Source organism: Hafnia sp. (assembly GCF_036648275.1).
Lineage (GTDB): Bacteria > Pseudomonadota > Gammaproteobacteria > Enterobacterales > Enterobacteriaceae > Hafnia > Hafnia alvei.
In genome coordinates, this window is record NZ_JAVXIQ010000004.1 from 12,806 (window position 1) to 38,806 (window position 26,001).

Below are 26,001 nucleotides of genomic sequence, written 5' to 3' on the forward strand. Positions count from 1 at the left end.
GTTAGAGCATGATGATTTGGCCGTTTGGCGGTACGTCGTCTTCGTCGTGTGTCACTAGCAGGGCAGCAATATTCGCCTGTTGTAGTTCACCAAAGACCCATTGGCGAAACTGTTGCCGCAGCGATTTATCAAGTTTGGAAAAAGGTTCATCCAATGCCACCGCGCGAGGGCGGGAAAGCAGGGTGCGCAACAAACTGATTCTGGCACGCTGACCGCCAGATAATTCATCAGGATAACGTGACGAAAACTCGGCCATGTCAATTTTCCCCAATGCCTTTGCGACCTGCTGATGCTGTTCTTCTTTGCCGATACTTTCAGGTAAGGCGAAAAGCAGGTTTTGTGTAACGTTTAGATGGGGAAACAATAAATCATCTTGGAATAACAGCCCTATTTTGCGCTGATAGGCGGGGAGTTCCGTCACATCTTGACTATCAATCAGCACTTTTCCCTGCGTTGACAGCGGGGCGTGAGCATGTCCCGCCATAGCTAGCAATAAGCTCGATTTCCCGCAGCCGCTTGGCCCCATCAGCGTGAGTATTTGCCCGCCTTCTACGCGGGTATTCAACGCTGAAGTTAGCGGTCTACCATCGAGATAAACCTGAAATTGCTCAAGCGCTAAAACCGTCACAGTTTTTTGTTCCTTGTCAGTATGAATGGCAAAAATAGCGCGATACCGTAAACCAAAAGCGGAATGAACGTTTGCCACAGAGCCGCAACGGCAGCCATGCGGCGATCGATACCGGATGCATAGGCAACGGTTTCCGTTGCTAGCGTGGGGAAACGTCCAGCGCCCAAACCTAGCGTGGGTAAATATAATCCCAGGCTAACCGCAAAACCTAGCGCAACGGAAAGCGCCAATGGTTTGCTCAATAAAGGGATCTTGATGCGCCAGAAACAGGTCCAAGGCGACTTCCCAAGAGATTGTGCGGTATAGATCAGCCGCGAATCGAAAGTCTGCCACGCGCCGCTGAGGCTAAGAAAATAGTACGGAACGATAAATACCATATGAGCAAAGATCACGCTGGGCAGCAGACCAATAACATCCAACCAAGCGGCCATGTGCTGCAAGCCGAAAATTAGGCTGATTTGTGGAATCAACAGCGGGGCGAGCAGAAGCCATAAGTTTGTATTTCTACGCGTATAAAATTGCCATTCCAAAAAACCAACGCACAGAAGTAAACCTAATAGATTCGCCACACTCGCAATGAGCAGACTGTTTATGATCGGAGCACTAAGCTGATGAACGCTGGTAAGCCAATAATCATAGCTCCACTGTAGTGGAAAAGAAGACGAGAAAGGCCAACGCCATGCAACCGACCAGACGAAGAGTACCACGTAAGCGCCCAGCGTTAACATGAGACCCATTGTCCAGAGCGGGGTAAGCGGCATACGCCACGTGTTGCGTCTTTGTCCATAAGCGTTGCGGCAATATGTTAACCAGACCTTTTCAGCATATCGCCACGCGCCAAAGCTGGCTAATGTGATAACCATAAGCAGCAGCGTGCCCGCAGCAGCCAAAGACTGATGCCCAATTGAGGGTTTGCTTATCCATTGCCAAACTAACAACGCCAAGGTAGTGGGTTGCTGCGGCCCCAATAGAATCGCAATATCCACGGTGGATAGGCCAAAGGCCAGCACACAAAACAGCGGCAGACGCAGAGCCACAAGTATTTGCGGTACTAATAGCAACCACCAGACTTTCTCACTGTGGTAACCCAATGCGTTACCAGCCTGCATCTGGCGAGCGACATCAATGCGACCCGAGATGTTAAACGTCATTAAAAATAAAAAAGGTGTCTCTTTGATCACCAATAAAAGAATTAAGGATAGGGCATAAGGGTCATTGACGATCGGCCAATCCGGCGGGCGTACAAATCCTGTAAATATTGGGGATATAAGCCTGAGTAGCCAACCTGAGGGGGATAACAGCAGTATGAGACCGGTCGCCAGTGCAATATGCGGCATGGCTAATATCGCGCTCGAAATAGCGCGAGCAGTGCCGCTGGCGCGCTGTATAACCTGACCGCAAAGCGCTAATGCCAACCAAAGAGATATTAACGTCGCGGCGATTGCACTCCATAAACTCAGGCCAACCGAGTGCATCAAACCTGGCCATTGGAGTAAAAGCGTCCACGGCTGGGTGAAGGTATCGAAAGAGGAAATATCAGACAGCGGCTGAGTCAGTGCCAGGAACGCTGACAATATTGTCAACGCTCCTGTTAAGAACAGCCCAACGGGGAACAGCGCTAAAAGAAAAGGGCTGTTCTTCATCACTTAGCGGCGATAATCCAGATATGGGCCATCGGCAACGGAGCGACGTTCCACGAGTTTTGGATGCACCTCGATCGTTTGAGAATCTTCACGCTTGCTCACGATACGGTCGAGCAGCATATCAAAGGCCATTGAGCCCAAACGCTCTTTCGGCTGGTGGATAGTGGTCAACGCTGGCGAGAAGTAACGGGCGTTGCGCACATTATCATAACCGATCACTGATATATCCTGCGGTACACGCAAGCCCATCTCATCGGCGGCACAGATTGCGCCCATCGCCATGATGTCGCCACCCACAAAGACCGCCGTTGGGCGATTTTTTTGCGACAGGATTTGATGCATGGCTTTGTAACCGGATTCTGGTTCGAAATCGCCTTCTACCATCCATTCATCGCGAGCGGGAATGTTGGCTTCTTGCAGGGCCTTCAGGAAGCCGCGTAGGCGACCACCGCCGGTGTTGCGGGAAAGCTGACCGGTAATTGCGCCAATATCGCGATGGCCACGTTCAATTAAATAGCGACCGGCTAAATAGCCACCTTCGAACGCATTATCTTGAATGGCATCGGTAAAGTCACTGCGTTGCGTACCCCAGTCCATCACCACCATTGGAATATTGCGGTAGTCCTCAAGGGTTTGCAGCAGGTTTTCTGGGTATTCAGAACACATCACTAATAATCCATCGACGCGTTTTTGCGCCAGCATCGCCAAATAAGCTTTTTGCTTTTCAGGGTTATTATGAGAGTTACATAAAATGAGCGTATAGCCTTGGCTGTAGCAGGCGTTTTCAACGGCCTCAATGACCTCAGCAAAATAGGGCGCCTCGCTGGACGTCGCCAGCAAACCGATCGATTTGGTGTGGTTAACTTTCAGGCTACGGGCGACGGCGCTGGGGGAGTAGTGCAATTCTTTAATTGCTTCCCAAACCGCGGTCTTGGTCTCTTCTGCGACAAAACGCGTCTTATTAATAACGTGAGACACTGTCGTGGTTGAAACGCCCGCGCGTTTTGCCACATCTTTAATCGTTGCCATGAAACAGATGACTCCTAAGCTAATGTAACTATGACATAGCTATTGTGTTAATCGTTTGCTTACGTACACCAAGATACGCTGATTATAATCGCATCAAAGAGAGGAATATGCGGATATATCGAGCGCCAGCCTATTCTTTTACGTTATGAAAGCTGATACGTAGCAGTAAACCGTAAATTTTGGCCTATAAAATGCAAAAGGGGAAGTCAAAATTGTGTGTTAACAGAAAGAATAATCGAAAGTTTTACTGCGTGCGATCCCATTTAAGGTATGTGAAAATGATTTCACACACTTTCTGCAAGTGTTTATGTATAATCAAAATTGATCTGATAACGAAATGCGGGAGAAGAAGAAATGGAAACCGATCTGAAATATTCTCTAATGACAACGGTCGCAGCACTGGCTGTGATTGTTATCTTTAGTTTTGTTGCCGCACTACACTGATTTATTGCTAAGTTTTCTATCGATAGCCATTAACATGGCTAAAACAAAAGGCGGTCAATTGACCGCCTTTTTTATGTGCGTCACTCAGCAAACTTATGCCAGGTTTTTCGCCACGAATTCCCAGTTTACCAGAGCCCAGAAGTTCTCCAGATATTTAGGACGCGCGTTGCGATAGTCGATGTAGTAGGCGTGTTCCCAAACATCCACGGTCAGCAGTGGCTTGTCACCGTTGGTCAGTGGGGTTGCAGCGTTTGAGGTATTTACAATAGCCAAAGAACCGTCTGCATTTTTAACCAGCCAAGTCCAGCCAGAACCGAAGTTGCCGATTGCAGATTTAGTCAGTTCTTCTTTGAAAGCATCAAATGAGCCAAATGCTTTATTAATGGCTTCAGCCACTGCGCCAGTAGGTGCGTTGCCACCTTTTGGAGACAGGCAATGCCAGTAGAAGGTGTGGTTCCAAACCTGAGCGGCGTTGTTGAAGATCCCGCCAGTAGAGGTCTTGATGATCTCTTCCAGTGATTTGCCTTCGAACTCGGTGCCTTTGATCAGATTGTTCAGGTTTACCACATAGGTGTTGTGATGCTTACCGTAATGGTATTCCAAAGTTTCTGCGGAGATGTGCGGTTCGAGTGCGTTTTTTTCGTATGGTAATGCAGGTAATTCAAAAGACATTGCTCTCTCCTATTATTGCTCTATTTTGCAATGAAACAGTTACACGTAAGTGTTTTATGTTTCATGCATCACACCAACGTTAATGTCAGTGAGCGGGTTTTTAAAATTGAAACGATCTTGTTGTACTCTTGTTATGGGGATCGATTTTAGCAAGTTTTGAATCTAATAACAGGCAAAATTTTTGTTTTTGGTTATCAATTGGCGATTTGTGCACCATTCGTTCAAAACGGCCACAGAACATAAAACAAGGGGAGGGGATAATACAAAGACGGGGTAAATCTAAATGATAGGGATTATCACAAAATGCAATTAATCCCTACCATAAATCCGTTTAGCAATGACCTTCTGCTATTAACGAATCGTTTTTGGCGTCATTACGCGGCGAGCGCCAACGTAGTGTCCCTGCCAATAATCATTATCTAAATAGCTGATCCGAATTTGTTCGCCGGTGCGAGGTGACTGAATGAATTTGCCTTCACCCATATAAACACCCACATGATCGGCGGCACCACGATTATTAATACGGAAGAAGACCAAATCGCCTTTTTGTAGTTCTGCTTTTTTCACCGGAGCGGCATCGCGTAGATGATACATTTCATTGGCGGTACGAGGGATCTTGATGCTCAGTAAATCCTGATAGGCGTAATAAACCAATCCACTGCAATCGAAGCCTGTGCTTGGTGAAGCACCACCCCAACGATACGGTTTTCCTACCTGATTCATCAGCTTATTCATGGCCGTTTGTTTGGCGTGCTGATAGCGTTTTTTATGCTGAGGACTCAGACGAATTGGTTTGCCATCAACGATTTCAATATTGTTTTGATTCAGCTTGAGCTTGGCTAATTCACCTTTGCTGCTTCTGCCATGGCTATTCAATTCACCGCGCTGGCGGCCATAGGTTTTTTTATTACTTACGCGAGCCAACGTCGCGGTGGAATGTGGGCCACTTTTCTTGGCGCTGGATTTTGTCTTAGGGTTAGAAATAGATGCTAGTACCGCTTTATCTATTTTTTTGCTATTCGCTTTATTGCGCGCGACTTCTCTATTTTTGGCAAACTTAGTGGCGAGAGCGCTAGGTTTAGCTGTCGCTGAATTTTTAGTCGTTTTGCTTTTTTGTTCTAACGATTTTTTATTTTTTGCCGTCGTCGTAGGCGTCGCTGTTTTTTCTTTTTTGCTGGTGGCGGGTTTTCGTTTTTTACGATCGGCAGATTCGCTACTCGTCGCATGCGACTTTCGCTGATCGGCAACGACTTTATGCCCCGGAGAGGCATTCGCTGCATTAGCAAATAGCTGTGTAAACAGCAGAACAAAGAGCGCGATATATAGACGCATCGATAGGTTCCAGGCTTTGTCCCAAGCAAAAAACATGGCAAACAGTATTAAATAAACAGCCGCAACAAAACAGCATTCATTTCTGCTATTTATATTCTCTTTGTGACTAAATGTTACGATGATTGAATCAGATGCTGTTTTATTCACAAAACGCCGCAAATCTGATCATGTACAAAACGGATATAGCATAGCACGTTTTTAGATTAAACTGAGCTTACGCTGTGACGGTGTGTTGAAAATCAGATAATAGCCACATAAAAGATGGCGTTTTTTTCTCAGAGCGACACTCGATAGAATCCAGTACAATAATTCGATATGCACTTGCATGCTGTAGGCATAACACTGGCTAGAGGAAGTAAACTAAAATGACAATGACCACCATTGAAAAAATTCAGCGCCAACTGGCTGAAAACCCGATTATTTTGTACATGAAAGGCTCACCTAAATTGCCAAGCTGTGGCTTCTCTGCGCAAGCAGTTCAGGCATTGTCAGCCTGTGGTGAACGTTTTGCCTATGTTGATATTCTGCAAAACCCAGATATTCGTGCTGAACTGCCAAAATATGCGAACTGGCCAACCTTCCCACAGCTGTGGGTCGAGGGTGAACTGGTTGGCGGCTGTGACATCATCATTGAGATGTACCGTGCTGGCGAACTGCAGCAGCTGATTAAAGAGACTGCGGCGAAGCATCCTGCGCAGGAAGAACAGTAATCGTTGATGATTATTGTGACAAAAAACAAAGGCGCCTTAGGGCGCCTTTATAATTTATCGTGTTAACTCAGAAACAAAAGTTCTTACATTGCGCAATGCCGCGGCAAGAGGGAGGAGCGGATTATTCGGCGGCCTCTTCTGGTGCAGGCGTTGGCAATGGCCATCCACCCATGCGTTTCCAGCGGTTTACCAACTCACAAAACAGCGTTGCGGTTTGCTCTGTATCATAAAGCGCAGAGTGAGCCTGAGTGCTGTCAAAAGGAATATTGGCGGCGATACAGGCTTTCGCAAGCACGGTTTGTCCTAATACCAAACCGCTTAGCGCGGCAGTATCAAAGGTGGCAAACGGATGGAATGGGTTACGTTTTAAACCTGCACGTTCTGCTGCGGCCATCACAAATGAATGATCGAAGTGCGCGTTATGCGCAACGATTACCGCACGATTACAGTCCTGATCTTTAATACCTTTGCGAACTGCTTTGAAAATAGCATGTAGGGCTTCGTATTCACTCACCGCGCCACGCAATGGATTTTCAGGATCGATACCGTTGAATGCCAGAGCCTCTGGAACAAGAACGGAGCCAACAAAAGGCTCAACGTGGAAATGAAGTGTTTCATGTGGCTCTAACCATCCATCGTCAGTCATACGTAACGTGACTGCCGCAATTTCAAGTAGCGCGTTGGTGTTGGCATCAAAACCCGCAGTTTCGACATCAATGACAACAGGATAGAACCCGCGAAAGCGCGCGCTCAGCGTATTTAGATTGGTGGTTTCAGCCATGTTCAACTTCTGGTCTATGGAATGCAGCGCGCATTATGGCAAATTTTTTTGCAGTTTGCAGTCAGCAAACGTGGGGCGACTCTCATTCAGGCAAAACATAAAAAAGCGAACGGCTATGCGTTCGCTGGATTTTTAAGCAATGCGGTCGGGCTTTATCCCGATGGGAGGGGAATTAATTCCCTAAGCCCGCACCCGCCTGTTTGTTTTCGATCAGTTCGATTTTGTAACCGTCAGGATCTTCAACAAAAGCGATAATAGTATTACCACCTTTAACGGGGCCAGCTTCACGCGTGACTTTGCCACCCGCTTTGCGGATGTTTTCACAGGTTGCTGCAACATCATCAACGCCTAATGCCAAATGGCCAAATGCGGTGCCCATGTCGTAGCTGTCTACGCCCCAGTTGTAGGTCAGTTCGATAACGGAACCCACGCTTTCATCGCTGTAACCGACGAACGCGAGAGAGTATTTATACTCTTCGTTTTCGCTGGTACGCAGCAGACGCATGCCTAAAACGTTGGTATAGAAGTCGATTGAGCGTTGCAGGTGACCAACACGCAGCATGGTATGAAGTAAACGCATAATTTTCCTCTTAAATTAGAATGGCCTTGATAACAAGGCTTCGCTATTGGAATAGCGACAGGATGTAGACACATTGTAACAGCCTACTTTCAGCGATCAATAAAAGCCCCTGATTAATCGCCGCTGCTGTAAATAAAAAACCCTCTGGCCGAGTGGAGGCGGTCAGAGGGTTGGCAGCTATGCCAAGGTATGACTGTTACAGCGTTGGATAATCGGTGTAGCCTTTGGCATCACCACCGTAGAAGGTTTCTGGATGTGGCGTATTCAGTGGGGCTTTTTTCTCTAAGCGCTCGACCAAATCAGGGTTAGCGATAAAGTTACGGCCAAAAGCCACCGCGTCAATGAGACCTTGATTCAGCAGCGTTTCGGCTTTTTCAGCGTTGTAACCGCCTGAACCGATAATGACACCGCTAAACTGTTTGCGAACCGCCTGACGGAATGCCTCAGAATAAGGTTTGCCGCCTGCCCAATCTGGTTCAGAAATATGCAGGTAAGCAATTTTGCGTTGGTTAAGCTGACCGATCAGATAAAGCGCCGCTTCTTCTTGATCTTCGCCATTGTCCAGACCATTGAACGGGCCCAGCGGAGAAATACGGATCCCAACGCGGCCAGCGCCAGATTCGGCAATTGCAGCGTCAACCACTTCCAGCGTTAAACGTGCGCGATTTTCAATGTTGCCACCGTATTGATCGGTACGGTGGTTCGAAGCCGGTGACATGAATTGATGCAGCAGGTAACCATGAGCAGCATGCAGTTCAACCAGATCAAAACCGGCTTGGCTCGCAAGGCTTACCGCATGACGGAAATCGTTAATGATGCCTGGAATTTCACTGGTTTCTAAGGCGCGTGGTTCTGAACAAGGTACGCGTACCCAGTGGCCATTTTCATCACGAACGGTGGTGCGGGTATCGGCGGCAATCGCAGAAGGCGCAACCGGAGCCTGTTGATTTGGCTGGAGGCTATTATGAGAAATGCGGCCCACGTGCCACAGCTGCACCGCGATATGCCCGCCGTGCTGATGGACGCCAGACACAATTTTTTTCCATGCGGCTAGCTGCTCTGGCGTATGTAATCCTGGAGCACCGGCGTAACCTTTGGCTTGGAATGAAACCTGTGTGGCCTCAGTAATGATCAAACCTGCGCCTGCGCGCTGGTTGTAGTATTCGCCCATCAGCGGTGTTGGGATATCACCCGGTTCTGTGCTGCGCAAACGCGTCAGCGGAGCCATGAAAACGCGATTAGGTAGAGTAACGTCACCAACGGTGACCGGTGTGAATAACTTTTCGATTTTCATAGTCAATCCTGTTGCAGTTGTTGCGCATTGTCTTGCGCCACGAAGTTTAGGTTTGCTCGTTAGACGTGGGTAAAACGTGACAGCGAGGCTTGGGCAAAGACTAATAGACCAGTTGGTCTAAGTCAATACAAGCGAAGATAGTTTGTGAAGAAATAATTTTAAATGCAGTAATTATAGGCGGTTATAGATAACAAAACGCACACGGACAGCGCATTGCTGTCCGTGATAAAGAGGGATTTGGAGGGAATTGTGGCTTAGTAAGCGGCAGTGAATTGCTGCTTAATAAATTGTGGTTGTTCAATTTCATTCAGAATGGCAACGGCAAGATCCTCGACGGAAATATTGGCCGGCACATCACCGTTCATCAGCAATGACGTTGTACCCAAACGGAAGTTGCCGGTACGTTGACCCGGTGCCAGCATGGCCGCAGGTGATAATACCGTCCAATCCAGTGAGCTACCTGCACGTAAAGCGTCACGCAGCTCGCGAGCACCTTGCGCGCCGGGGCGGATCTCGGCGGGGAACTGGGGTGTATCGATCAGCTCAACACCTGGCGCAACTTCAAGACTCCCCGCGCCACCGACGACCAAGAAGCGCTTCACACCTGATTTTTCGACCGCTTTCAAAATAGCATTGCTGCCTTTGACAAAGTTTGCGTACAAATCGGGATCGGTCCAACCAGGGTTAAAGGCGCTAATTACGGCATCGACGCCTTTCAACGTTTGTGCCAGCCAATCAATGTCGGTCACGTCGCCAAGTGCAATATGCAAATGGCTGTTAGTGGGTAAATCTTTGGTATGACGGGCGATGGCGGTCACTTCATGGCCCCGAGCCAATGCTTCGTTAACAGCCACACGACCCACAAAACCTGTTGCACCGATAATAGCGAGTTTCATCATTCATTCCTTTTTCAACATTGGTTGCGATAGAGACACTTTAAGCCTTAACAGCGTGGCTGATAAGTGGCATATTGCCACTAACTTCTTTAAGTAAAACTTTAAGATGAAGTGAGTGATTCAATGGATAAACTTAATCGTATGGCGGTCTTTGCCGTTGTTGTCGCTGAAGGTTCACTGAGTGCGGCGGGGCGCCGTTTGGGCATGAGCGCTTCCGCCGTGAGTCAACACATGCGAACGTTGGAGCAGGATCTGGGCGTGACGCTACTACATCGTTCTACGCGAAAACTAACGCTCACCGATGCAGGCGCGGCATTTTACCCTGGCTGCAAAGCCATGCTGCATGAGGCAAGTCAGGCTGAGCAAAGGCTGGCTGAAATGCGCGATACCTTAGTAGGCGAGTTGCGCATTGCCACAACGATAGGGCTTGGTGGAACGCCGCTTGCACAGGCACTTGCTCCATTATTGCAGGCGCATCCTAAGCTTAGCCTGCGGATCTTAGCTAACGATGAAATTATCAATTTAATTGAGGTTCGCGCGGATATTGCTTTGCGGGTAAATCGACAACTGGATGACGCGTCTTATATTGCTCATCCGCTCGCAACGTGGCCGATGGTGTTATGTGCATCGCCGCGTTATTTAAATCGCAGCGGGATACCTGAGTCGCCGCATGAATTGACGCAGCATCAATGGCTGATCAATACCAACGATGCGATTCCGGCGTCAATCAGCTTACAAAAACGCAGCGGGGAGACGTGCAAAATTCGGTTACCCGATATCGCTACCGGCAGTAGTAGCATGAATGTGTTGCGCGCATTTACCTTGGAGGGATTAGGGATCTCAGTGCAGCCGCTGTATGAAATTAGCCATGAGCTGCAAAGAGGCGATCTGGTGATGTTATTACCGGAATGGCGACCAATGCCGCTTAAGCTGCACGCGCTAACGCTCGAGAGAGTGCATACAGAAAAGAGCCGACAGGCCATGCTCTGCTTGCGTAATTACTTCCAGACATATAAAGATACAGAATATTAACTAGAAATTGATTTGCTCAGTTCCTTGTTTGCGTCTTCACTTAGGATGGTAAGCAGGAGGTATATCGTGGCCCAGCAGCTTGAATTTTTTGATATTCCCAGCCCGTGTCGAGGTATATGCCAAGCGGATGAGCGGGGTTACTGCCGCGGCTGTATGCGTAGCCGAGAAGAGCGGTTTGGCTGGATGAAACTGAGCGATCCACAAAAACGTGATGTACTGCGTTTGTGCCGCCAACGCTTTTTACGTCAGCGGCGTAACGATAATGCCGATCAAATTAACCCGCCGGAGCAACCATCGTTGTTCTGATCTCTCAGGGCTTGCTTGCGACCGACGAAACCACGCTTTGCTGTAACTGCGATAAAGAACAATATAAGCGCCATACGAGGCCGGCTAAATCACGGCCGCTTTGGTCAGGATGATGAGATAGCACATCGCTGATCCTTAACAGTTCAGCTAAGGTTCCATCGAGCGACTCATGCTGAACGCCTTTCTCGGTCATGATCCCTTTCAAGCAGTGTATGCAAACGTCGCGAACCGCTGAAAGCGGATCGGAACGCGTCTGCCATTCACGCAGTTGCCAGACAATATGGCTACAGTTGAGTAAGACCACGCCCCAACGCAGTACCCAAATACGTGACACTTCATCCTTGCTTTGGTTGAGCTGGTTGATTCGATGATAAATCCGTGACTCGAACTGGCTTTCATCCTGCTGAGGTCGGCGGCTTATCTGATCCATGAAGTCTAGGCGCAGAGCACGAATGATTCGGCGGCTTTTGCGTTTATCAGAGCTTGGGCGCAAAATCTGAAATGCCACGGCGGCCAGCAAAACACCACAAATCTTCGCGATGTTATCGTTTACGAAGCTGCTGTAATCATATTCTGGTGGGTTGGTTACTAACAAAAATGAACCCATAAAGACAATCAGCTGTCCCCACAGCGCTGCTGTTTTTGGGTTTTGCAACTTGAGTAATTGCATTGTAAGTAATACAGGCAGCAAAAAGGCGCAGAATACCCAGAAATCATCGATTTGAATCATTAACCCAAATTTTGCCAGATAACAGCCAATAGACAGCAGCACCATCGCTTTAAACAAGGTGGTTAGACTCGTCATGGGGGAGGCCGACGTGGAATAAAGCACGCAGGTAATGGCCGTAATCGTCAATGCCCCAGCCCCCTCATCCCACTGGGTACTCATCCAGAATGCGCAGCCAATAATGATGACCACAAAGGTGCGCAGAGCATTATAGGCCGACTCCATACTGTCCGTGTGTCGTGCGATACTGTGAACCTTTGGCGGTGAAAAACTATCTTCCGGAGTTGAGTTTTCAACGTGTTGTATCCAGCGGCTACCTTGCAGATAAAGCCAGCAAAAATAGCGCAGACGAAGATAAAACGTGCGTAGCCGGTAATCGCTCGGATCCTGCGGATAAATACGACTGAGAATTTGGGCCAAACGATATTTGTTTGTCTCGGGATCCTGCAGTTCTTTTATGATGTCTCGTAATACGTCTTGCAAAACATCGGGGCGATCGGGCCAATTCACCAGCATTCGACGAATGCTAGAAATCACGCTGGTTAACCGTAGCTGTCGATGGAGCAGAAAGTTAAGCACATTGTTACGGCTACGCAGTCGGTGATTACTCCAGAAGGCCTGAATACGGAGAATATTCATGGTCAGGATTTGGCCGATCAATCCTTCGTGCGATGCGCGCATTTCTGGTGTGGTTTCTGGGTGCCACAGCATGGCAGCATGCTCAAGCAGACGCTGATGCATACGGCGTAGTGACGTCAGCAGATTCGTTCCGTCTGAAGTGCTCGGCAGAAGCATCATCATAAACGCGCCACACAGCAAACCGGTAATGACCTCACAGACACGCGCTTGTGCAATATCAAAGATTTGCATGCTGTCGGTAGATTCTGCCGTTGAGAAGGCAATGATTGCGGCGGTATAACCGGCTAAAGCGAAAGCGTATGCGACGTTATTTTGATAATGATTTGAGACGTAGGTGCATACTGCAATCCACGCTGCAATGTAAAAGGTAAACAGCCACGGATCATTAAGGCATTGTCCGGCAATTAGAACCGATGCCGCTGCGCCCAGCAAACTCCCAGCGATACGACCAATACTTTTACTGATAACCCCGCCAACGGTAGGAAAACTCACCACGGCGGCGGACGTAAACGCCCAATAGGGTTCATCCAAATCTAATAAAAAAGCGACCCAGAGCGCCAAACACATCGCAATGGCGTTGCGCAGCGCGTAACGCCATTGTCCTGCGTTGGCTTTTGCCCACGGCGTGTTGCGCCAATCTAGCCAAGATAAATTCACAAGACTGTCCTGTTAATGGCTGCGAACAGAAATTGTGCAGGTGGTTCCCGCAACCAGCAAAACATCTTTAGGAACATTTTCCAGCTTAATTCGGATCGGTACCCGTTGCGCTAGTCGTACCCAAGGGACGTTCGGTTTTACATTAAGTAGCATGTTATCGCTGCTTTCGACGCTTTGGTCATAAATTGCACGGCCAATACTTTCTACGCGTCCCTGTAATGGAATATTTCCGTTATACAGAGTTATATCCACGTTATTTCCGATGTTTATATGTTTGAGTTTAGTTTCTTCGAAATAACCCATCACATAAAACGAATTAATATCAATAAGAGCCACGAGCGGTGAGCCAATAGAGGCATAATTTCCTACGCGAGTTTGTAAATTAGTTATAAACCCGCTGACTGGAGCATAAATATTGGTGTGGTGTAAATTCCACTGAGCCTTTTCCAAATTAGATTGTGCGGATTTATAATTCGCTTTCATTGCTTGCGCATTCAGTTGGGCTTCGTCTAAGTCTTCTGCGGAGATAACGTTACGAGGCAGGTTGCCACGGCGAGTCGCTTCATGGTTAGCCTTGGCCAAGTCTGACTCCGCTTTGGCTATCGCGGCATTAGCATTACTCAGCGCAATTTCGAATGGGGTTGGGTCTAAAGCAAATAACAGGTCGCCTTGTTTTACCTGTTGGTTATCACTGATATTTACTTTAATTATTTTTCCCGATACTTCTGGTGTAATATTGACGAGCTCGGCACGCACTTTACCATCTCGCGTCCAAGGTGATTGCATATAATAATTCCAAGCCCACCAGCCAGCTGTGATTGCAATTGCACAAACTATAACCGTTGAGAAGTAGCGTAATGTGTTCTGTTTCATATTATTTTACCAACTGGTTAATAGCCAAAGACTGGTGCTTACACAGATGACGAAAATTGACAAATCCATCAGTGTCGGATGCCAAATATCGCCAGAGTAAATCACATCACGGAATAAGCGATGAATAAGCAGCCAGAAAACAATGCCGAGTAAAATAGCTTTAAAAATAGGCGGAAAATAGAGCGATGCGCCTAATATCAGATCTGGTAAAGGCGAGCCTTGTGCTGATGAGAGGATGTCCATGTTTACCACTCCCGATCCATTAAGAGATTTATAGGTAACATAGATGTTAATTGTCCATAAGCATAGATTATTTTTTGGAGGTAATAGATATACATTTGAAATTTTTACGATTGAGAACCAAACTAGTAGCTACTCTGGGTGAGTATCTTAGCACGCTAATTATAAGGAGAGTAAATTGGAATCGACACTAGGCTCGGATTTAGCACGATTAGTTCGTGTATGGAGAGCGTTAATTGACCAGCGTTTGAAGCCGCTTGAATTAACACAAACGCATTGGGTCACTCTATACAATATTAATCGTTTGCCGCCGGAGCAGTCTCAGATCCAACTGGCTAAAGCTATCGGCATTGAGCAGCCTTCATTAGTTCGTACGTTGGACCAGCTTGAAGAGAAGGGCTTAATTACGCGCCATACCTGTGCAAACGATCGCCGCGCTAAACGCATCAAGTTGACGGAAGAAGCTGCACCAATTATCAAGGAAGTTAATGACGTTATCACGATGACACGTGGTGAGATCTTATCTGGTATTTCACCAGAAGAAGTGACACTGCTGACTGGCTTAGTTGAGCGTCTGGAACAAAATATAATTCACTTACAAAACAAATAATTATAATTATTTTTTATTACTAACAGCAAACCAAAAAAAACCGGAGGCATTGCCTCCGGTTTCGTGATCTCGTTTAGCTAAGCCACTCAGTCTTAGTTAGTCGCTGAGACGCTGACGCTGCTGCCGCTAGACAGCAGCATGACACGCTGACCAACCGCGAAAGGTTTGCTGCCGTTTTTCTGCACTACGGCAATTGTTTTGCCATCGTCTTTACGAACCACTAACTGCACGCCATCGGTGCGGTTAACGGCGCCTTCGATGCTGTTACCGGCTAAGCCACCCGCAACTGCGCCAGCCGCTGTTGCCAAGCTACGACCCGTACCGCCGCCTACGGTATTACCTAAGAAACCACCTAAGACCGCGCCGCCGATAGAGCCGATCACGTTGCTATCGTTGCCAGCCTGAATACGAACCGGCTGAATTGACACGATGCTACCGTAAGTAACCTGCTGAACTTCTTTAGCCTGACCCGCAGTATAAACGTCACCAGATAATGTGCTGGTGTTAGCACAACCAGCCAATGAAGCGCCGGCAAGAGCGATAACAATAAGACGCTTAATCATAACAATATTCCTTCCATTCTAGCCTTCTACGCGCTGGCTTGTTTGTTGCCTGTCGTTACGGCTGTGTGTTTACTCTAAAAGGTTGGCTATAAACAAACTATCGCCTATACCAATGCCTGTATCGCTGTAGCATACAGATGATTAACTCAACCAACAATAAACGACCGTTTAAGTTTTGTCGGTTTAAATAATCACCAACTCTTTTACTATTTTACTGCATTTTTTCAGTCTACGAACTGTTAGCGAGGAAAATATTACGTCAAGAAAAGTCAGCAATGTTTATGATATTAACTCGGAAATTAGATAAATCCGGTTCCGTTTAGTGTCTGAAGAGGCTAATTTCAACTAACGAAAATAAATAAGGACGATGAAATGAGATCGGGACGGTACATTGGCGTGATGTCAGGAACCAGCCTTGACGGGATCGACGTTGTCATTGCCGCTATTGATGAGCGGATGGTTGCACAGCAAAGCAGATATTCACATCCCATTCCTATAGCCGTAAAAGAATCCATTTTAGGCATGTGCCAAGGGCAGGCGGTGACGCTGGCGCAGGTCGGTGAATTAGACCGACAAATGGGAGGCCTCTATGCCGAGGCGATTAATCATTTATTAAAGCAAGCCTCGCTCACACCGCAGGATATTACGGCCATTGGCTGTCATGGGCAAACCGTTTGGCACCAGCCTGAGGGTGATAATCCGTTTACCATGCAGTTAGGGGATAATAACCGCGTTGCCGCGCTCACCGCGATTACCACCGTGGGTGATTTCCGCCGTCGTGATATGGCCTACGGCGGGCAGGGCGCACCGTTAGTTCCCGCTTTCCACCATGCGCTACTCACGCATCCGGTAGAGCGACGCATGGTGCTTAATATCGGTGGCATTGCTAATCTCTCCCTGCTTTTACCGGGTTTACCGGTCAGAGGATTCGATACCGGCCCCGGCAACATGCTGCTGGATGCTTGGATTTGGCGCAATCACGGCAAGGCCTATGACGAAGATGCTGCGTGGGCAAAACAAGGTTCGGTGAATCAGCCTTTATTGCAACACCTTTTGGCTGCCCCTTATTTTGCGCGTCCTGCACCGAAAAGCACGGGGCGAGAACTGTTTAATTTGGGCTGGTTGGAACAACAACTGGCTCAATTCCCGCCGATTGCTGCCGTAGACGTTCAAGCAACGCTGGTGGAACTCACCGCAATCAGTATTTGCGATCAGGTTCAATTAGCGGGTGGCTGTGAACGCTTGTTGGTGTGCGGCGGCGGAGCGAGAAACCCGCTCATTATGAGTCGTATGGCTGCGTTGTTGGCGGGAACCGAAGTTTGTAGCACTGACGCCTATGGCGTGAGTGGTGATGATATGGAAGCGTTGGCCTTTGCATGGCTAGCTTACCGCACGTTGTCCGGTTTGCCTGGTAACTTGCCTTCCGTCACCGGTGCTTCACAGGAAACCGTCCTCGGCGCTATCTATCCGGCTAATCACGCCATTTGATTTTGTTATCTAATTTGAAAGTACAATGGGAGAACGTTCATGTTGAAATATATCTGTACCGCAGGTGCGATGTTATTACTGGCAGGGTGTCAGACCGCGCATAAAGAGCCTGCACCTGAGCCTCTGAGCTATCAATGTGGCACTACGCCACTGACCGTAACCGTGGATAACCAAAAGGATCAGGTCAGTTTTATCATGGATGGCAATCAGTTAACGCTGCCACAGGTCGTGTCTGCTTCCGGTGCGCGCTACAGCGACGGTAAATACACCTTCTGGTCTAAAGGCAATACCGCGTTTATTGAACGTAACGACCAAATCATTATTAATGACTGTGTGCTGAAATCTTAATCCAATCTGGGGCTGTGTCAGCGGCCCCAACCGCCTTATTCCTTGCGTATGATGACTGTCCCTATAACATGCGGTGTACTGTCACCGCTCGTCAGCGAATTACATGCCGCTTTAAAAAATCACTTTTGATTCAGTAAAATAAACATCTTCCAATGTTTTCAGATGATGGGGGAGTTCACTCGTAACCATACTTTCGCCCTCAATAATGGCTAATGTAGCCACAACGATAGCCGTGAGTGAATTGAGATTATCCCGCCACGGGAGCAGAATAGCGTTCTGGACTTGTGACGGACTGCTGAATATGAGTGAAAACAACGAGTTTGATGTTGCCGACCTGCGTCGTGAATACGTACGTGGTGGACTGCGCCGAAGCGATCTGACGGACGATCCGCTGGAGATGTTTGAGCGCTGGTTGAAACAGGCCTGTGAGGCACGTTTAGCCGACCCCACAGCCATGTGCGTGGCGACGGTAGACAAAAATGGCCAACCGTATCAGCGTATTGTGTTACTCAAGCATTTTGACCAGCAAGGAATGGTGTTCTACACCAACTTAGGCAGCCGCAAGGCGCAACAGTTGGAAGAGAACCCGCATATTAGCCTGCATTTCCCGTGGCATATGCTCGATCGCCAAGTCAGCGTATTAGGTACGGCAGAAAAACTTTCTACATTAGAAGTGATGAAATATTTCCATAGTCGGCCCAAAGACAGCCAAATTGCTGCGTGGGTATCTCATCAATCGTCGCGTATTTCGACGCGTGGCATCTTGGAAGGCAAGTTCCTAGAGCTGAAACAGAAATTCTTACAAGGTGAAATTCCACTGCCAAGCTTCTGGGGCGGATATCGTGTAAAAATTAACTCGATGGAGTTCTGGCAAGGGCGCGAAAACCGCTTACACGACCGTTTTATTTATCAGCGCCAAGGCGATGCGTGGGAAATTGACCGGTTGGCGCCTTAATCAGCGAAAAACACCAGTTAAATCTAGCGCGATGGGCGTGACCCCTTTATTCTATAGGGCTTATCACCCGCACGAACTATCACTCGTATGGAACGCGCGGTAGTAAATTAAAATCTAATGGAGTCTTTAATGGCGAGCAGCAACCTGATTAAACAACTGCAAGAGCGGGGCCTCATTGCCCAGGTAACGGATGAAGAAGCGTTGGCAGAGCGACTGGCGCAAGGGCCACTAGCACTGTATTGCGGTTTCGATCCGACCGCTGACAGCTTGCACTTGGGCCATCTGGTTCCGTTGCTGTGCTTGAAACGTTTCCAGTTAGAAGGCCATAAGCCTGTTGCCTTGGTGGGCGGCGCGACTGGGCTCATCGGTGACCCAAGCTTTAAAGCCACCGAGCGTAAACTGAATACGCAGGATACCGTGCACGAGTGGGTGGATAAAATCCGCCATCAGGTTGCACCGTTCCTCGATTTCGACTGTGGCGAAAACAGCGCTATTGCAGCCAACAACTACGATTGGTTCGGCAATATGAACGTGCTGACCTTCCTGCGTGACATTGGTAAACACTTCTCTGTTAATCAGATGATCAACAAAGAAGCGGTAAAACAGCGTTTAAACCGTGATGACGTGGGTATTTCGTTCACCGAATTCTCCTACAACCTGCTGCAAGGTTACGACTTTGCTAGCCTGAACGAGCTGCACGGCGTTGAGCTGCAAATCGGTGGTTCTGACCAGTGGGGCAACATCACTTCAGGTATCGATTTAACCCGTCGTCTGCACCAGAAACAGGTTTGGGGCTTAACCGTTCCGTTGATCACCAAAGCCGATGGCACCAAATTCGGTAAAACCGAAGGTGGCGCAGTGTGGCTAGATCCGAAGAAAACCAGCCCATACAAATTCTACCAATTCTGGATCAACACCGCTGATGCGGACGTGTATCGCTTCCTTAAGTTCTTCACCTTTATGGATCTGAAGGACATCGACGCGCTGGAAGAAGAAGACAAAAACAGTGGCAAAGCGCCGCGTGCACAATACGTGCTGGCTGAGCTGGTGACCCGCATGGTTCACGGCGAAGAAGGATTAGCCGCTGCAAAACGTATTACCCAGAGCCTGTTCTCTGGTGCGTTGAGCGAAATGACCGAAGCTGACTTTGCTCAGTTAGCTCAGGACGGTATGCCAATGGTTGAACTAGCGCGCGATGCAGACTTGCAACAGGCGCTGGTGGATTCCGAGCTACAGCCGTCTCGTGGTCAAGCGCGTAAAACTATCGCGTCAAATGCAATTACCATCAATGGTGAAAAACAGTCTGATCCGGAATATACCTTCAGCGATGCTGACCGTCTGTTCGGACGCTTTACTTTATTGCGTCGCGGTAAAAAGAATTACTGCCTGATTTGCTGGAAATAAGCCACGGATGCAATAAAAGGGGGACTTAGGTCCCCCTTATTTTCCCCTTAATATGAATAACCCGCTGTCGAGAGCGACAGTGAAGTAGGTCGCATCCATGAAAAATATCCTATCTATTCAATCTCATGTGGTTTTTGGTCATGCAGGAAACAGCGCCGCTGAGTTTCCTATGCGTCGTATGGGCGTAAATGTCTGGCCACTGAACACCGTTCAGTTTTCAAATCATACCCAGTACGGTCACTGGACTGGCTGTGTGATGCCAGCCAATCATTTGACAGAAATTGTGCAGGGAATTGCAGACATCGATCAGCTTAAAAACTGCGATGCCGTATTGAGTGGGTATATTGGTTCGCCAGAACAGGGCGGGCATATTTTGGATATTGTACGCAAAGTCAAAGCTGCCAATCCAAATGCTTGGTATTTCTGCGACCCAGTGATGGGGCACCCAGAAAAAGGATGTATCGTTGCACCAGGCGTAGCTGAATTCTTTGCGCGTGATGCCGTGGCCAGCAGTGACATCATGGCCCCTAATCTGTTGGAGTTGGAGCAACTGACCGGACATACTATTAACAGCGTAGAAGAAGCGCTGGTTTCTGCGCGTAGCGTTATTGCTCGCGGACCGAAAGTGGTTCTGGTCAAACATTTGTCCTACGCTGGTTATCACAAAGATCGCTTTGAAATGATCTTAGTTACCGCCGACGAAGCGTGGCACATCAGCCGTCCGCTGGTCGATTTTGGCGCTCGCCAGCCGGTTGGCGTGGGCGATTTAACCAGTGGTTTGTTGTTGGTGAACATGCTGAAAGGTGAACCGTTGAAGAAAGCCTTAGAACATGTGACCGCGGCAGTCTATGAAGTGATGCTGACCACCAAAGAAATGGGTGAATATGAGTTGCAGGTTGTAGCAGCTCAGGATCTGATCGCTCAGCCGGTGCATCAGTTTGCAGCCGTTGCGCTGTAAAAAATAGCTGAATAGTACGTTATCAATAAATCCCCCAGCGGTTAAATATGACCGCTGGGGGATTTTTTATTTGCCTAAAGTTAGAACGGTTTGGTTGGCAAATATTTCCCGTCAAAAGTAATCACTGCGCGTGAACCTCCGTCAGGATCTTCCACTTTCTTAATATCCAGCTTGAAGTTGATGGCGCTGATGATGCCATCGCCGAACTGTTCGTGCACCAGCGCTTTCAATGTAGTGCCATAAACCTGCAGCATTTCGTAGAAACGATAAATGGTTGGGTCGGTTGGGATGCCCTGAGGAATAGAACCGCGCAGTGGTATCGCCTGCAATAACAAAGCGGCATCTTCTGGCAGCGCGAGCTGTTTTACGATTTTTTGCGCGGCATGTTCCGGCAATGGATGTTGGCCTAATAACGCAGCGGTAACGAAGGCGATACTCATATTCGTGCCGTCGGCCAGATCCTGCCAAGACAGGTTTTTCGTCATTTTGGCCATAATAATGTTTTCTGTCAGGGTGACACGTGCGTTTTGAGTCGTTAATGTCTGAGTCATAATGTTCTCCAAAATAGTCAATGAATTAGGCTGCATTAGCTGCGCGGTGTGATGCCAAAGCGCATGCGTAAGGATTTTCACTCAGCGAAACGAATTGTTTGCTTTTCCCTTCAAGGGTCAGCATTTCTCCGCTCTCGATGTCATAGACCCAGCCGTGCAGGTTGAGTCGTTCTTGCTCGATGGCGACCGCCACCGAAGGATGCGTTTTTAGGTTGGAAAGTTGTGCTACGACGTTAGCCTGCACCATGCCATTCAAGCTCTCGGCTTCGGACGCATAGAAACGGGTCGCATTGACCAGTTTGGCAGCATCGGCATGTTTCAGCCATTGAGCCACCATTGGCATATGGTCTAGGCTGACACCTTGGTTAATCGCCGTCATGGCTCCGCAGTCGGAATGCCCGCAGATGACGATATCGGTTACGCCTAAAGCGGCTACTGCGTACTCAACGCTGGCAGAAACACCGCCGACTTCAGGGCCGTAAGAGGGAACCAGATTACCCGCGTTGCGAATAACGAAAAGATTGCCTGGCTCCTGCTGAGTCAGAAATTCCGGCACAACACGGCTGTCGGAACAAGTAATAAAAAGGACGCTAGGGCTCTGGTTATTCGCCAGATCTTTGAACAGCTTGGTACGCTGCGGAAAGCATTCCTGCTGAAATTTTAAAAAGCCTTTGATGATGTTCTGCATGATATTTTCCTGCGTGCTAAAACGTGCAGCAAGAATGCGGTTATTTCTCTATAATGTCTAAGTGCCATTTTTTATACTTTGTATAATTTTTTTGAATAGTAGGTGTTATGTTTCTCCGCAATCTCCGTGCACTTCTTTCCGTTGTCAAACATCGAAATTTCACCCGCGCTTCAGAAGAGGTCTGCCTTTCTCAGCCCGCGCTCTCGCAAAAAATCAAGCAACTAGAGGAGCAGTTGGGCGTTGCTTTGCTCGATCGTTCACACCGGATAGTGCGCCCAACCGACGTGGGAGAGGTCTACCTTGAACATGCGCGTCGTGCGCTGAATGAGCTAGAAATGGGGTATCGAGCGATCCATGATGTGCAGGATTTAAGCCGAGGAAGTTTACGGGTTGGCTTTACGCCCACGTTTAGCGCCTATTTGATCGGCCCGTTGTTTAAACGCTTTTATCAGTTATATCCCAACATTAAGCTGCATCTGCGTGAGCTCTCGCAGGAACAGTTAGAAAAAGACTTGCAGGAAAATGAGTTGGATCTCGGCTTAGCGTTCGTTTCTCACAACGCTGAGCATATCGATTATCACCCTCTATTTTCTGAAGCACTGGCAGTAGCCGTGGGGGAAAATAGCCCGCTATACAGCAAAGAAAAAATGACGCTGGATGAGATCTCCGCTGTGCCGATGGCGCTATTAAGTCAGGATTTCGCTACGCGTACCTATATCGATCACTACTTTGACCAGCATCAGCTAAAACCTCATTTGGCCATCGAAGCCAATTCCATTAGCACGATCCTCGATTTGGTTAAAAGCAGCGAATTAGTCTCTGTGCTTCCTCAGGCCATTATTGAAAAACAGCGTGAAATGCACGCCATCAGTTTGGTGCCCTCGTTACCCGAGCGCACGGCAGCCTTGTTGCTGCATAAAACGCACTATATCAGCGCGGCAAGTCATGCCTTTAAGTCACTTATGATCGACGAATTTATGCAGGATAGTATTGATTCAAAATGAAAAAGACCCACGAGGGGCCTTTTAGATAAAGCAGAAAGAGATTACTTAAGGCCTTCAGCCGTAAGCGCAGCATCAACGGCAGGGCGAGCAGCTACGCGTGCCATATAGCTGACAATGTTTGGATAGGCTGGCAGATCGAAATGCAAGGCTTTAGCCCAGCCTAACACGGTGAACAGATAAGCATCGGCGACGCTAAAACGTGCGCCCAGCAGATAGCTCTGATTGCTCAGTACACCATCAAGGTAGGCGAACTGCTGTTCCAGTTTCTGACGTGCGATGGCTTTATATTCTTCTGGTGTTTTTGGGTTAAACAGCGGGCTAAAGCCTTTATGTAACTCAGTGGCAATATAGTTCAGCCACTCAATCGCATGATAACGAGCCAGTGAGCCTGCCGGTGCGATCAAATTACGGTCTGGCACTTTGTCTGCGAGATATTGCACAATGGCAACGCCCTCGGTTAATAGGCTACCGTCATCTAGCTGCAGGGCAGGTACTTGACCTTTCGGGTTAATCTTCAGGAAGTCTTCACCGTGCTCGGTCTTTTTAGTGGCAAGATCGACGCGCTCAATCGTAAAGTCTAGCCCAGCCTCACGCAGAACAATGTGCGGAGAAAGAGAACAAGCTCCGGCTTTGTAAAACAGTTTCATCAAACACTCCTTAGACGATCCTGAGACATTGATATCCCCGTGTGGGGTATCGATATACCTAGCGAGAAACCATATTACGGCGACAACGAATAATTGTCAGTGACTGGTTTATGTATTTTTGTTGGTGCTCGCAGATAAAAAAAAACGCCCATGAGGGCGTTTTTCATAATCATAGCCTGAAGTGATTAAGCAGTCGCAGCTTCGCGAGCGGCTTCTTCATCGCTGCTCTGAGTCATACGATTCAGTTTAGGCGCGGTCAGCATCATCAGCACGGCGATAACAGCCGTTACGATACCAATCTGCATAAACACGTGGCTGTAGATAGCCAGTGATGCGTGAGCATCTGGTACGTCAGAAGGTACAGCGGTCAGCGCAGCAACTTTACCTGCAATCAGTGCAGCAGCAGCGGTAGTCAGGAACCAAGAGCCCATGATGAAGCCCATCAGACGCTGTGGAACCAACTGTGCAACCATTGCCAGACCCAGACCAGAAATCATCAGCTCGCCGATACTTTGCAGAGCGTAGCTCAGGATCAGCCAGTTTACAGACATGATGCCTTGTTCGTTGGCGAAGGTTGCGCCCCATGGCAGCACTAAGAATGCGCCGGAACACAGAACCATACCGATAGCGAACTTGTGCGGCATTGGCAGACGGTCACCCATCTTGTTATACACTGCCGCCAGAATTGGGCTAGCTACCATGATCCAGAATGGGTTCAGTGCCTGATACTGCTCTGGCTCAAACGCGATACCCAGAATAGAGTGCTCAACGTTGTGAATTGCGAAGAAGTTCAGAGACGTTGGCATCTGGCTGTATAGAACGAAGAACACAACGGCTTCCAGCATCAGCAGGAAAGCAACGATCATCTTACGACGAGCAGCACCGTGCAGGGCGAAAGTCTCTTTAGCGAATACCAGAACGATACCCAGAGAAATCACCGCCAGCGCCCAGCGAGCAACGATCTGGTTATGCAGCAGCCAGTAAGAAACACCGATCAGCACGACGATACCGACTAAGGTCATCAGCAGTTTGTGTAACTTCAGAGACTCAAAGTCAGGTTTAGAACCGTGGTTCTTAACCCAGCGACGGCACATCATGAAGTTAACCAGCGTGATCAGCATACCCACAACGCTCAGTGAGAATGCGATGTTCCAGCCATACTTTGCGGCCAACCAAGGAGTTGCCAGCATAGAGAAGAAGGAACCGATGTTGATGGACATATAGTACATAGTAAATGCACCGTCCAAACGCGGATCGTTTTTCTCATAGCAAGTTGACAGCAGGGAAGATGGGTTGGCTTTGAACAAGCCGTTACCAACAGCGATAGTCGCCATACCTGCATAGACCCACGTGATGTCGTGGCCTGAGAAGGCAACTAAGGCATAACCTACGGCGAGGACTAATGCACCAAGCACGATAACGCGTTTGGCACCGAGAACTTTATCGCCTAACCAGCCACCGATAGCAACGAAGCCATAGACCAGTGCGCTGAAGGAAGAGAACAGGGTGATCGAGTCGGCCTCGGTCATTCCAAGCATTTTGACCAGGTAAACGGCCATGATGCCTTGAAGGCCGTAGTAACCAAAACGTTCCCATAGTTCGATGGAGAAAATCAGGTAGAAAGCTCTAGGCTGTTTAAAGGCGTTTAGGCTAACGCTCTCATCGGCCTTATTACTGTTGTTGTTTGCGGTTGACACAAATACCTCGAATTTTTTCATACCCCATCAGTGACAGGGAAACAAAGAGTGATGCGGGGAAGCATCCTTTTGCATTGTTATAAGTGGGAAGATCGAGGGTTAATGTTCACTATATGATGCAGTCTGACAATACCTGTGAAATATTCTGTTACATAAACTCTATGCAGAACATCCGCGAGTTGTTACAAATGTTATGCAGAGTGAAGCATTGTGTTTTTGCTCTTTCCCAAATTAATGTTTTGATTAAATCATAATCAGAGTGCTTTGCGTTATATATTCTTCTATTGTAAAGATATCCAGTGTGATCGACTGCTTTCTATAAAAATGCCATTGTAATAATAATGCATAACTGTTTATGTGCATAATTATCCAAAAAATTCACATTTAGTATGAAAATAGTTATTTTTCGTGACCTAATAAATGTGATCTATTTCAAAAAAATGACAACAAAAACCCTTGATCTCTGCGTTGGGATGGCTTTTCACACGTATTGTGAAAAAAGCGAACACGATCACAGCTGAAGGAGCATATTACAGGGCGGGATTTGAGGTATATCGGGGAGACGGCATTCAGTAATGCGCAAGAAAATGCCTGCGCATTATGTA

The 26,001-nt window shown here is 48.0% G+C and carries 28 protein-coding genes; 11 read left to right on the forward strand and 17 right to left on the reverse strand.

The features are described 5' to 3' along the window. Position 1 precedes the first annotated feature (1 nt). From RSC70_RS05305 to purR, 3 genes are all read right to left on the reverse strand, one after another. Positions 2-628: an ATP-binding cassette domain-containing protein gene (locus RSC70_RS05305; RefSeq protein ID WP_332541924.1), complete on the reverse strand. Its 627-nt coding sequence runs from the start codon at positions 626-628 to the stop codon at positions 2-4. Beyond that, positions 625-2,202, reverse strand: a complete 1,578-nt coding sequence (locus RSC70_RS05310; protein ID WP_332541926.1) for an ABC transporter permease — start codon at positions 2,200-2,202, stop codon at positions 625-627. The genes RSC70_RS05305 and RSC70_RS05310 overlap by 4 nt, the downstream gene beginning before the upstream one ends. 72 nt (positions 2,203-2,274) lie before the next feature. Then, positions 2,275-3,300, reverse strand: a complete 1,026-nt coding sequence (gene purR, locus RSC70_RS05315; protein WP_025801071.1) for an HTH-type transcriptional repressor PurR — start codon at positions 3,298-3,300, stop codon at positions 2,275-2,277. Positions 3,301-3,654: 354 nt separating this feature from the next. Here purR and cydH point away from each other — a divergent pair, with 354 nt between their 5' ends. Then, a complete protein-coding gene (cydH, locus tag RSC70_RS21010; RefSeq protein ID WP_020303734.1) occupies positions 3,655-3,744 on the forward strand; it encodes a cytochrome bd-I oxidase subunit CydH in 90 nt (29 codons plus the stop codon). Positions 3,745-3,837: 93 nt separating this feature from the next. Here the strand turns inward: cydH and sodB are convergent, their stop codons facing one another. Together sodB and RSC70_RS05325 are read right to left on the reverse strand one after the other, a co-directional pair. Continuing rightward, on the reverse strand, positions 3,838-4,416 hold the full coding sequence (gene sodB / locus RSC70_RS05320; RefSeq protein ID WP_282814213.1) for a superoxide dismutase [Fe]: 579 nt from the start codon (positions 4,414-4,416) through the stop codon (positions 3,838-3,840). A 351-nt stretch (positions 4,417-4,767) separates the two neighbouring features. Continuing rightward, complete coding sequence (locus RSC70_RS05325) at positions 4,768-5,748, reverse strand: C40 family peptidase (RefSeq protein WP_282814214.1); 981 nt, start codon at positions 5,746-5,748, stop codon at positions 4,768-4,770. A 365-nt stretch (positions 5,749-6,113) separates the two neighbouring features. Here RSC70_RS05325 and RSC70_RS05330 point away from each other — a divergent pair, with 365 nt between their 5' ends. Further along, on the forward strand, positions 6,114-6,458 hold the full coding sequence (locus RSC70_RS05330) for a Grx4 family monothiol glutaredoxin (RefSeq protein WP_025801068.1): 345 nt from the start codon (positions 6,114-6,116) through the stop codon (positions 6,456-6,458). A gap of 121 nt (positions 6,459-6,579) precedes the next feature. Here the strand turns inward: RSC70_RS05330 and rnt are convergent, their stop codons facing one another. The 4 genes from rnt to RSC70_RS05350 form a co-directional block, all read right to left on the reverse strand. Then, a complete protein-coding gene (rnt, locus tag RSC70_RS05335) occupies positions 6,580-7,239 on the reverse strand; it encodes a ribonuclease T (RefSeq protein WP_234619346.1) in 660 nt (219 codons plus the stop codon). Positions 7,240-7,411: 172 nt separating this feature from the next. Further along, positions 7,412-7,819: a lactoylglutathione lyase gene (gene gloA / locus RSC70_RS05340; RefSeq protein WP_025801066.1), complete on the reverse strand. Its 408-nt coding sequence runs from the start codon at positions 7,817-7,819 to the stop codon at positions 7,412-7,414. 196 nt (positions 7,820-8,015) lie between these two features. After that, the gene (locus RSC70_RS05345) at positions 8,016-9,113 is read right to left on the reverse strand and encodes an alkene reductase (RefSeq protein WP_234619347.1); all 1,098 of its coding nucleotides are present in this window, start codon (positions 9,111-9,113) and stop codon (positions 8,016-8,018) included. A gap of 254 nt (positions 9,114-9,367) precedes the next feature. Next, complete coding sequence (locus tag RSC70_RS05350) at positions 9,368-10,009, reverse strand: NAD(P)-dependent oxidoreductase (RefSeq protein WP_282814341.1); 642 nt, start codon at positions 10,007-10,009, stop codon at positions 9,368-9,370. A 123-nt stretch (positions 10,010-10,132) separates the two neighbouring features. Between RSC70_RS05350 and RSC70_RS05355 the strand changes: the two genes are divergently transcribed. Continuing rightward, the gene (locus tag RSC70_RS05355; protein WP_130933002.1) at positions 10,133-11,041 is read left to right on the forward strand and encodes a LysR family transcriptional regulator; all 909 of its coding nucleotides are present in this window, start codon (positions 10,133-10,135) and stop codon (positions 11,039-11,041) included. A 66-nt stretch (positions 11,042-11,107) separates the two neighbouring features. Next, the gene (locus RSC70_RS05360; protein WP_040044896.1) at positions 11,108-11,347 is read left to right on the forward strand and encodes a DUF1289 domain-containing protein; all 240 of its coding nucleotides are present in this window, start codon (positions 11,108-11,110) and stop codon (positions 11,345-11,347) included. 4 nt (positions 11,348-11,351) lie between these two features. On the opposite strand, the gene RSC70_RS05365 is transcribed toward RSC70_RS05360, so the two are convergent. The 3 genes from RSC70_RS05365 to RSC70_RS05375 are packed head-to-tail and all read right to left on the reverse strand — an operon-like array spanning position 11,352 to position 14,486. Beyond that, a complete protein-coding gene (locus RSC70_RS05365; RefSeq protein WP_282814215.1) occupies positions 11,352-13,370 on the reverse strand; it encodes an FUSC family protein in 2,019 nt (672 codons plus the stop codon). A gap of 12 nt (positions 13,371-13,382) precedes the next feature. Beyond that, complete coding sequence (locus tag RSC70_RS05370) at positions 13,383-14,243, reverse strand: HlyD family secretion protein (RefSeq protein ID WP_332541938.1); 861 nt, start codon at positions 14,241-14,243, stop codon at positions 13,383-13,385. Positions 14,244-14,249: 6 nt separating this feature from the next. Beyond that, complete coding sequence (locus RSC70_RS05375; RefSeq protein WP_130999180.1) at positions 14,250-14,486, reverse strand: DUF1656 domain-containing protein; 237 nt, start codon at positions 14,484-14,486, stop codon at positions 14,250-14,252. 175 nt (positions 14,487-14,661) lie between these two features. Here RSC70_RS05375 and slyA point away from each other — a divergent pair, with 175 nt between their 5' ends. After that, positions 14,662-15,093 carry a transcriptional regulator SlyA gene (slyA, locus tag RSC70_RS05380; protein WP_130986481.1) on the forward strand — a complete coding sequence of 144 codons (432 nt, stop codon included), beginning with the start codon at positions 14,662-14,664 and terminating at the stop codon, positions 15,091-15,093. A 92-nt stretch (positions 15,094-15,185) separates the two neighbouring features. On the opposite strand, the gene RSC70_RS05385 is transcribed toward slyA, so the two are convergent. Continuing rightward, positions 15,186-15,656 carry a glycine zipper 2TM domain-containing protein gene (locus tag RSC70_RS05385; protein ID WP_025801058.1) on the reverse strand — a complete coding sequence of 157 codons (471 nt, stop codon included), beginning with the start codon at positions 15,654-15,656 and terminating at the stop codon, positions 15,186-15,188. 372 nt (positions 15,657-16,028) lie between these two features. Here RSC70_RS05385 and anmK point away from each other — a divergent pair, with 372 nt between their 5' ends. The 5 genes from anmK (at position 16,029) to pdxY (ending at position 20,809) form a co-directional block, all read left to right on the forward strand. Then, the gene (anmK, locus tag RSC70_RS05390; protein WP_332541943.1) at positions 16,029-17,144 is read left to right on the forward strand and encodes an anhydro-N-acetylmuramic acid kinase; all 1,116 of its coding nucleotides are present in this window, start codon (positions 16,029-16,031) and stop codon (positions 17,142-17,144) included. A 39-nt stretch (positions 17,145-17,183) separates the two neighbouring features. Continuing rightward, on the forward strand, positions 17,184-17,492 hold the full coding sequence (locus RSC70_RS05395; RefSeq protein ID WP_040044901.1) for an MliC family protein: 309 nt from the start codon (positions 17,184-17,186) through the stop codon (positions 17,490-17,492). A gap of 301 nt (positions 17,493-17,793) precedes the next feature. Further along, positions 17,794-18,447 (forward strand): pyridoxamine 5'-phosphate oxidase, encoded by a 654-nt coding sequence (gene pdxH / locus RSC70_RS05400; protein ID WP_040044902.1) that lies wholly within the window; start codon positions 17,794-17,796, stop codon positions 18,445-18,447. Positions 18,448-18,576: 129 nt separating this feature from the next. Continuing rightward, positions 18,577-19,851 (forward strand): tyrosine--tRNA ligase, encoded by a 1,275-nt coding sequence (gene tyrS / locus RSC70_RS05405; protein WP_025801054.1) that lies wholly within the window; start codon positions 18,577-18,579, stop codon positions 19,849-19,851. Between the two features lie 97 nt (positions 19,852-19,948). Further along, positions 19,949-20,809 carry a pyridoxal kinase PdxY gene (gene pdxY / locus RSC70_RS05410; RefSeq protein ID WP_025801053.1) on the forward strand — a complete coding sequence of 287 codons (861 nt, stop codon included), beginning with the start codon at positions 19,949-19,951 and terminating at the stop codon, positions 20,807-20,809. 80 nt (positions 20,810-20,889) lie between these two features. On the opposite strand, the gene cynS is transcribed toward pdxY, so the two are convergent. Then, entirely contained in the window at positions 20,890-21,360 is a 471-nt protein-coding gene (cynS, locus tag RSC70_RS05415; protein ID WP_282814217.1) for a cyanase, read from the reverse strand. 25 nt (positions 21,361-21,385) lie between these two features. Beyond that, positions 21,386-22,048, reverse strand: a complete 663-nt coding sequence (locus RSC70_RS05420; protein ID WP_025801051.1) for a carbonic anhydrase — start codon at positions 22,046-22,048, stop codon at positions 21,386-21,388. A 107-nt stretch (positions 22,049-22,155) separates the two neighbouring features. Here RSC70_RS05420 and cynR point away from each other — a divergent pair, with 107 nt between their 5' ends. After that, a complete protein-coding gene (gene cynR / locus RSC70_RS05425; RefSeq protein ID WP_304184268.1) occupies positions 22,156-23,052 on the forward strand; it encodes a transcriptional regulator CynR in 897 nt (298 codons plus the stop codon). Between the two features lie 41 nt (positions 23,053-23,093). Here cynR and gstA read toward each other — a convergent pair whose 3' ends face one another. Continuing rightward, a complete protein-coding gene (gene gstA, locus RSC70_RS05430; RefSeq protein WP_130999184.1) occupies positions 23,094-23,699 on the reverse strand; it encodes a glutathione transferase GstA in 606 nt (201 codons plus the stop codon). Positions 23,700-23,884: 185 nt separating this feature from the next. After that, positions 23,885-25,396 carry a dipeptide/tripeptide permease DtpA gene (gene dtpA, locus RSC70_RS05435; RefSeq protein ID WP_063587622.1) on the reverse strand — a complete coding sequence of 504 codons (1,512 nt, stop codon included), beginning with the start codon at positions 25,394-25,396 and terminating at the stop codon, positions 23,885-23,887. Between the last annotated feature and the right edge of the window lie 605 nt (positions 25,397-26,001).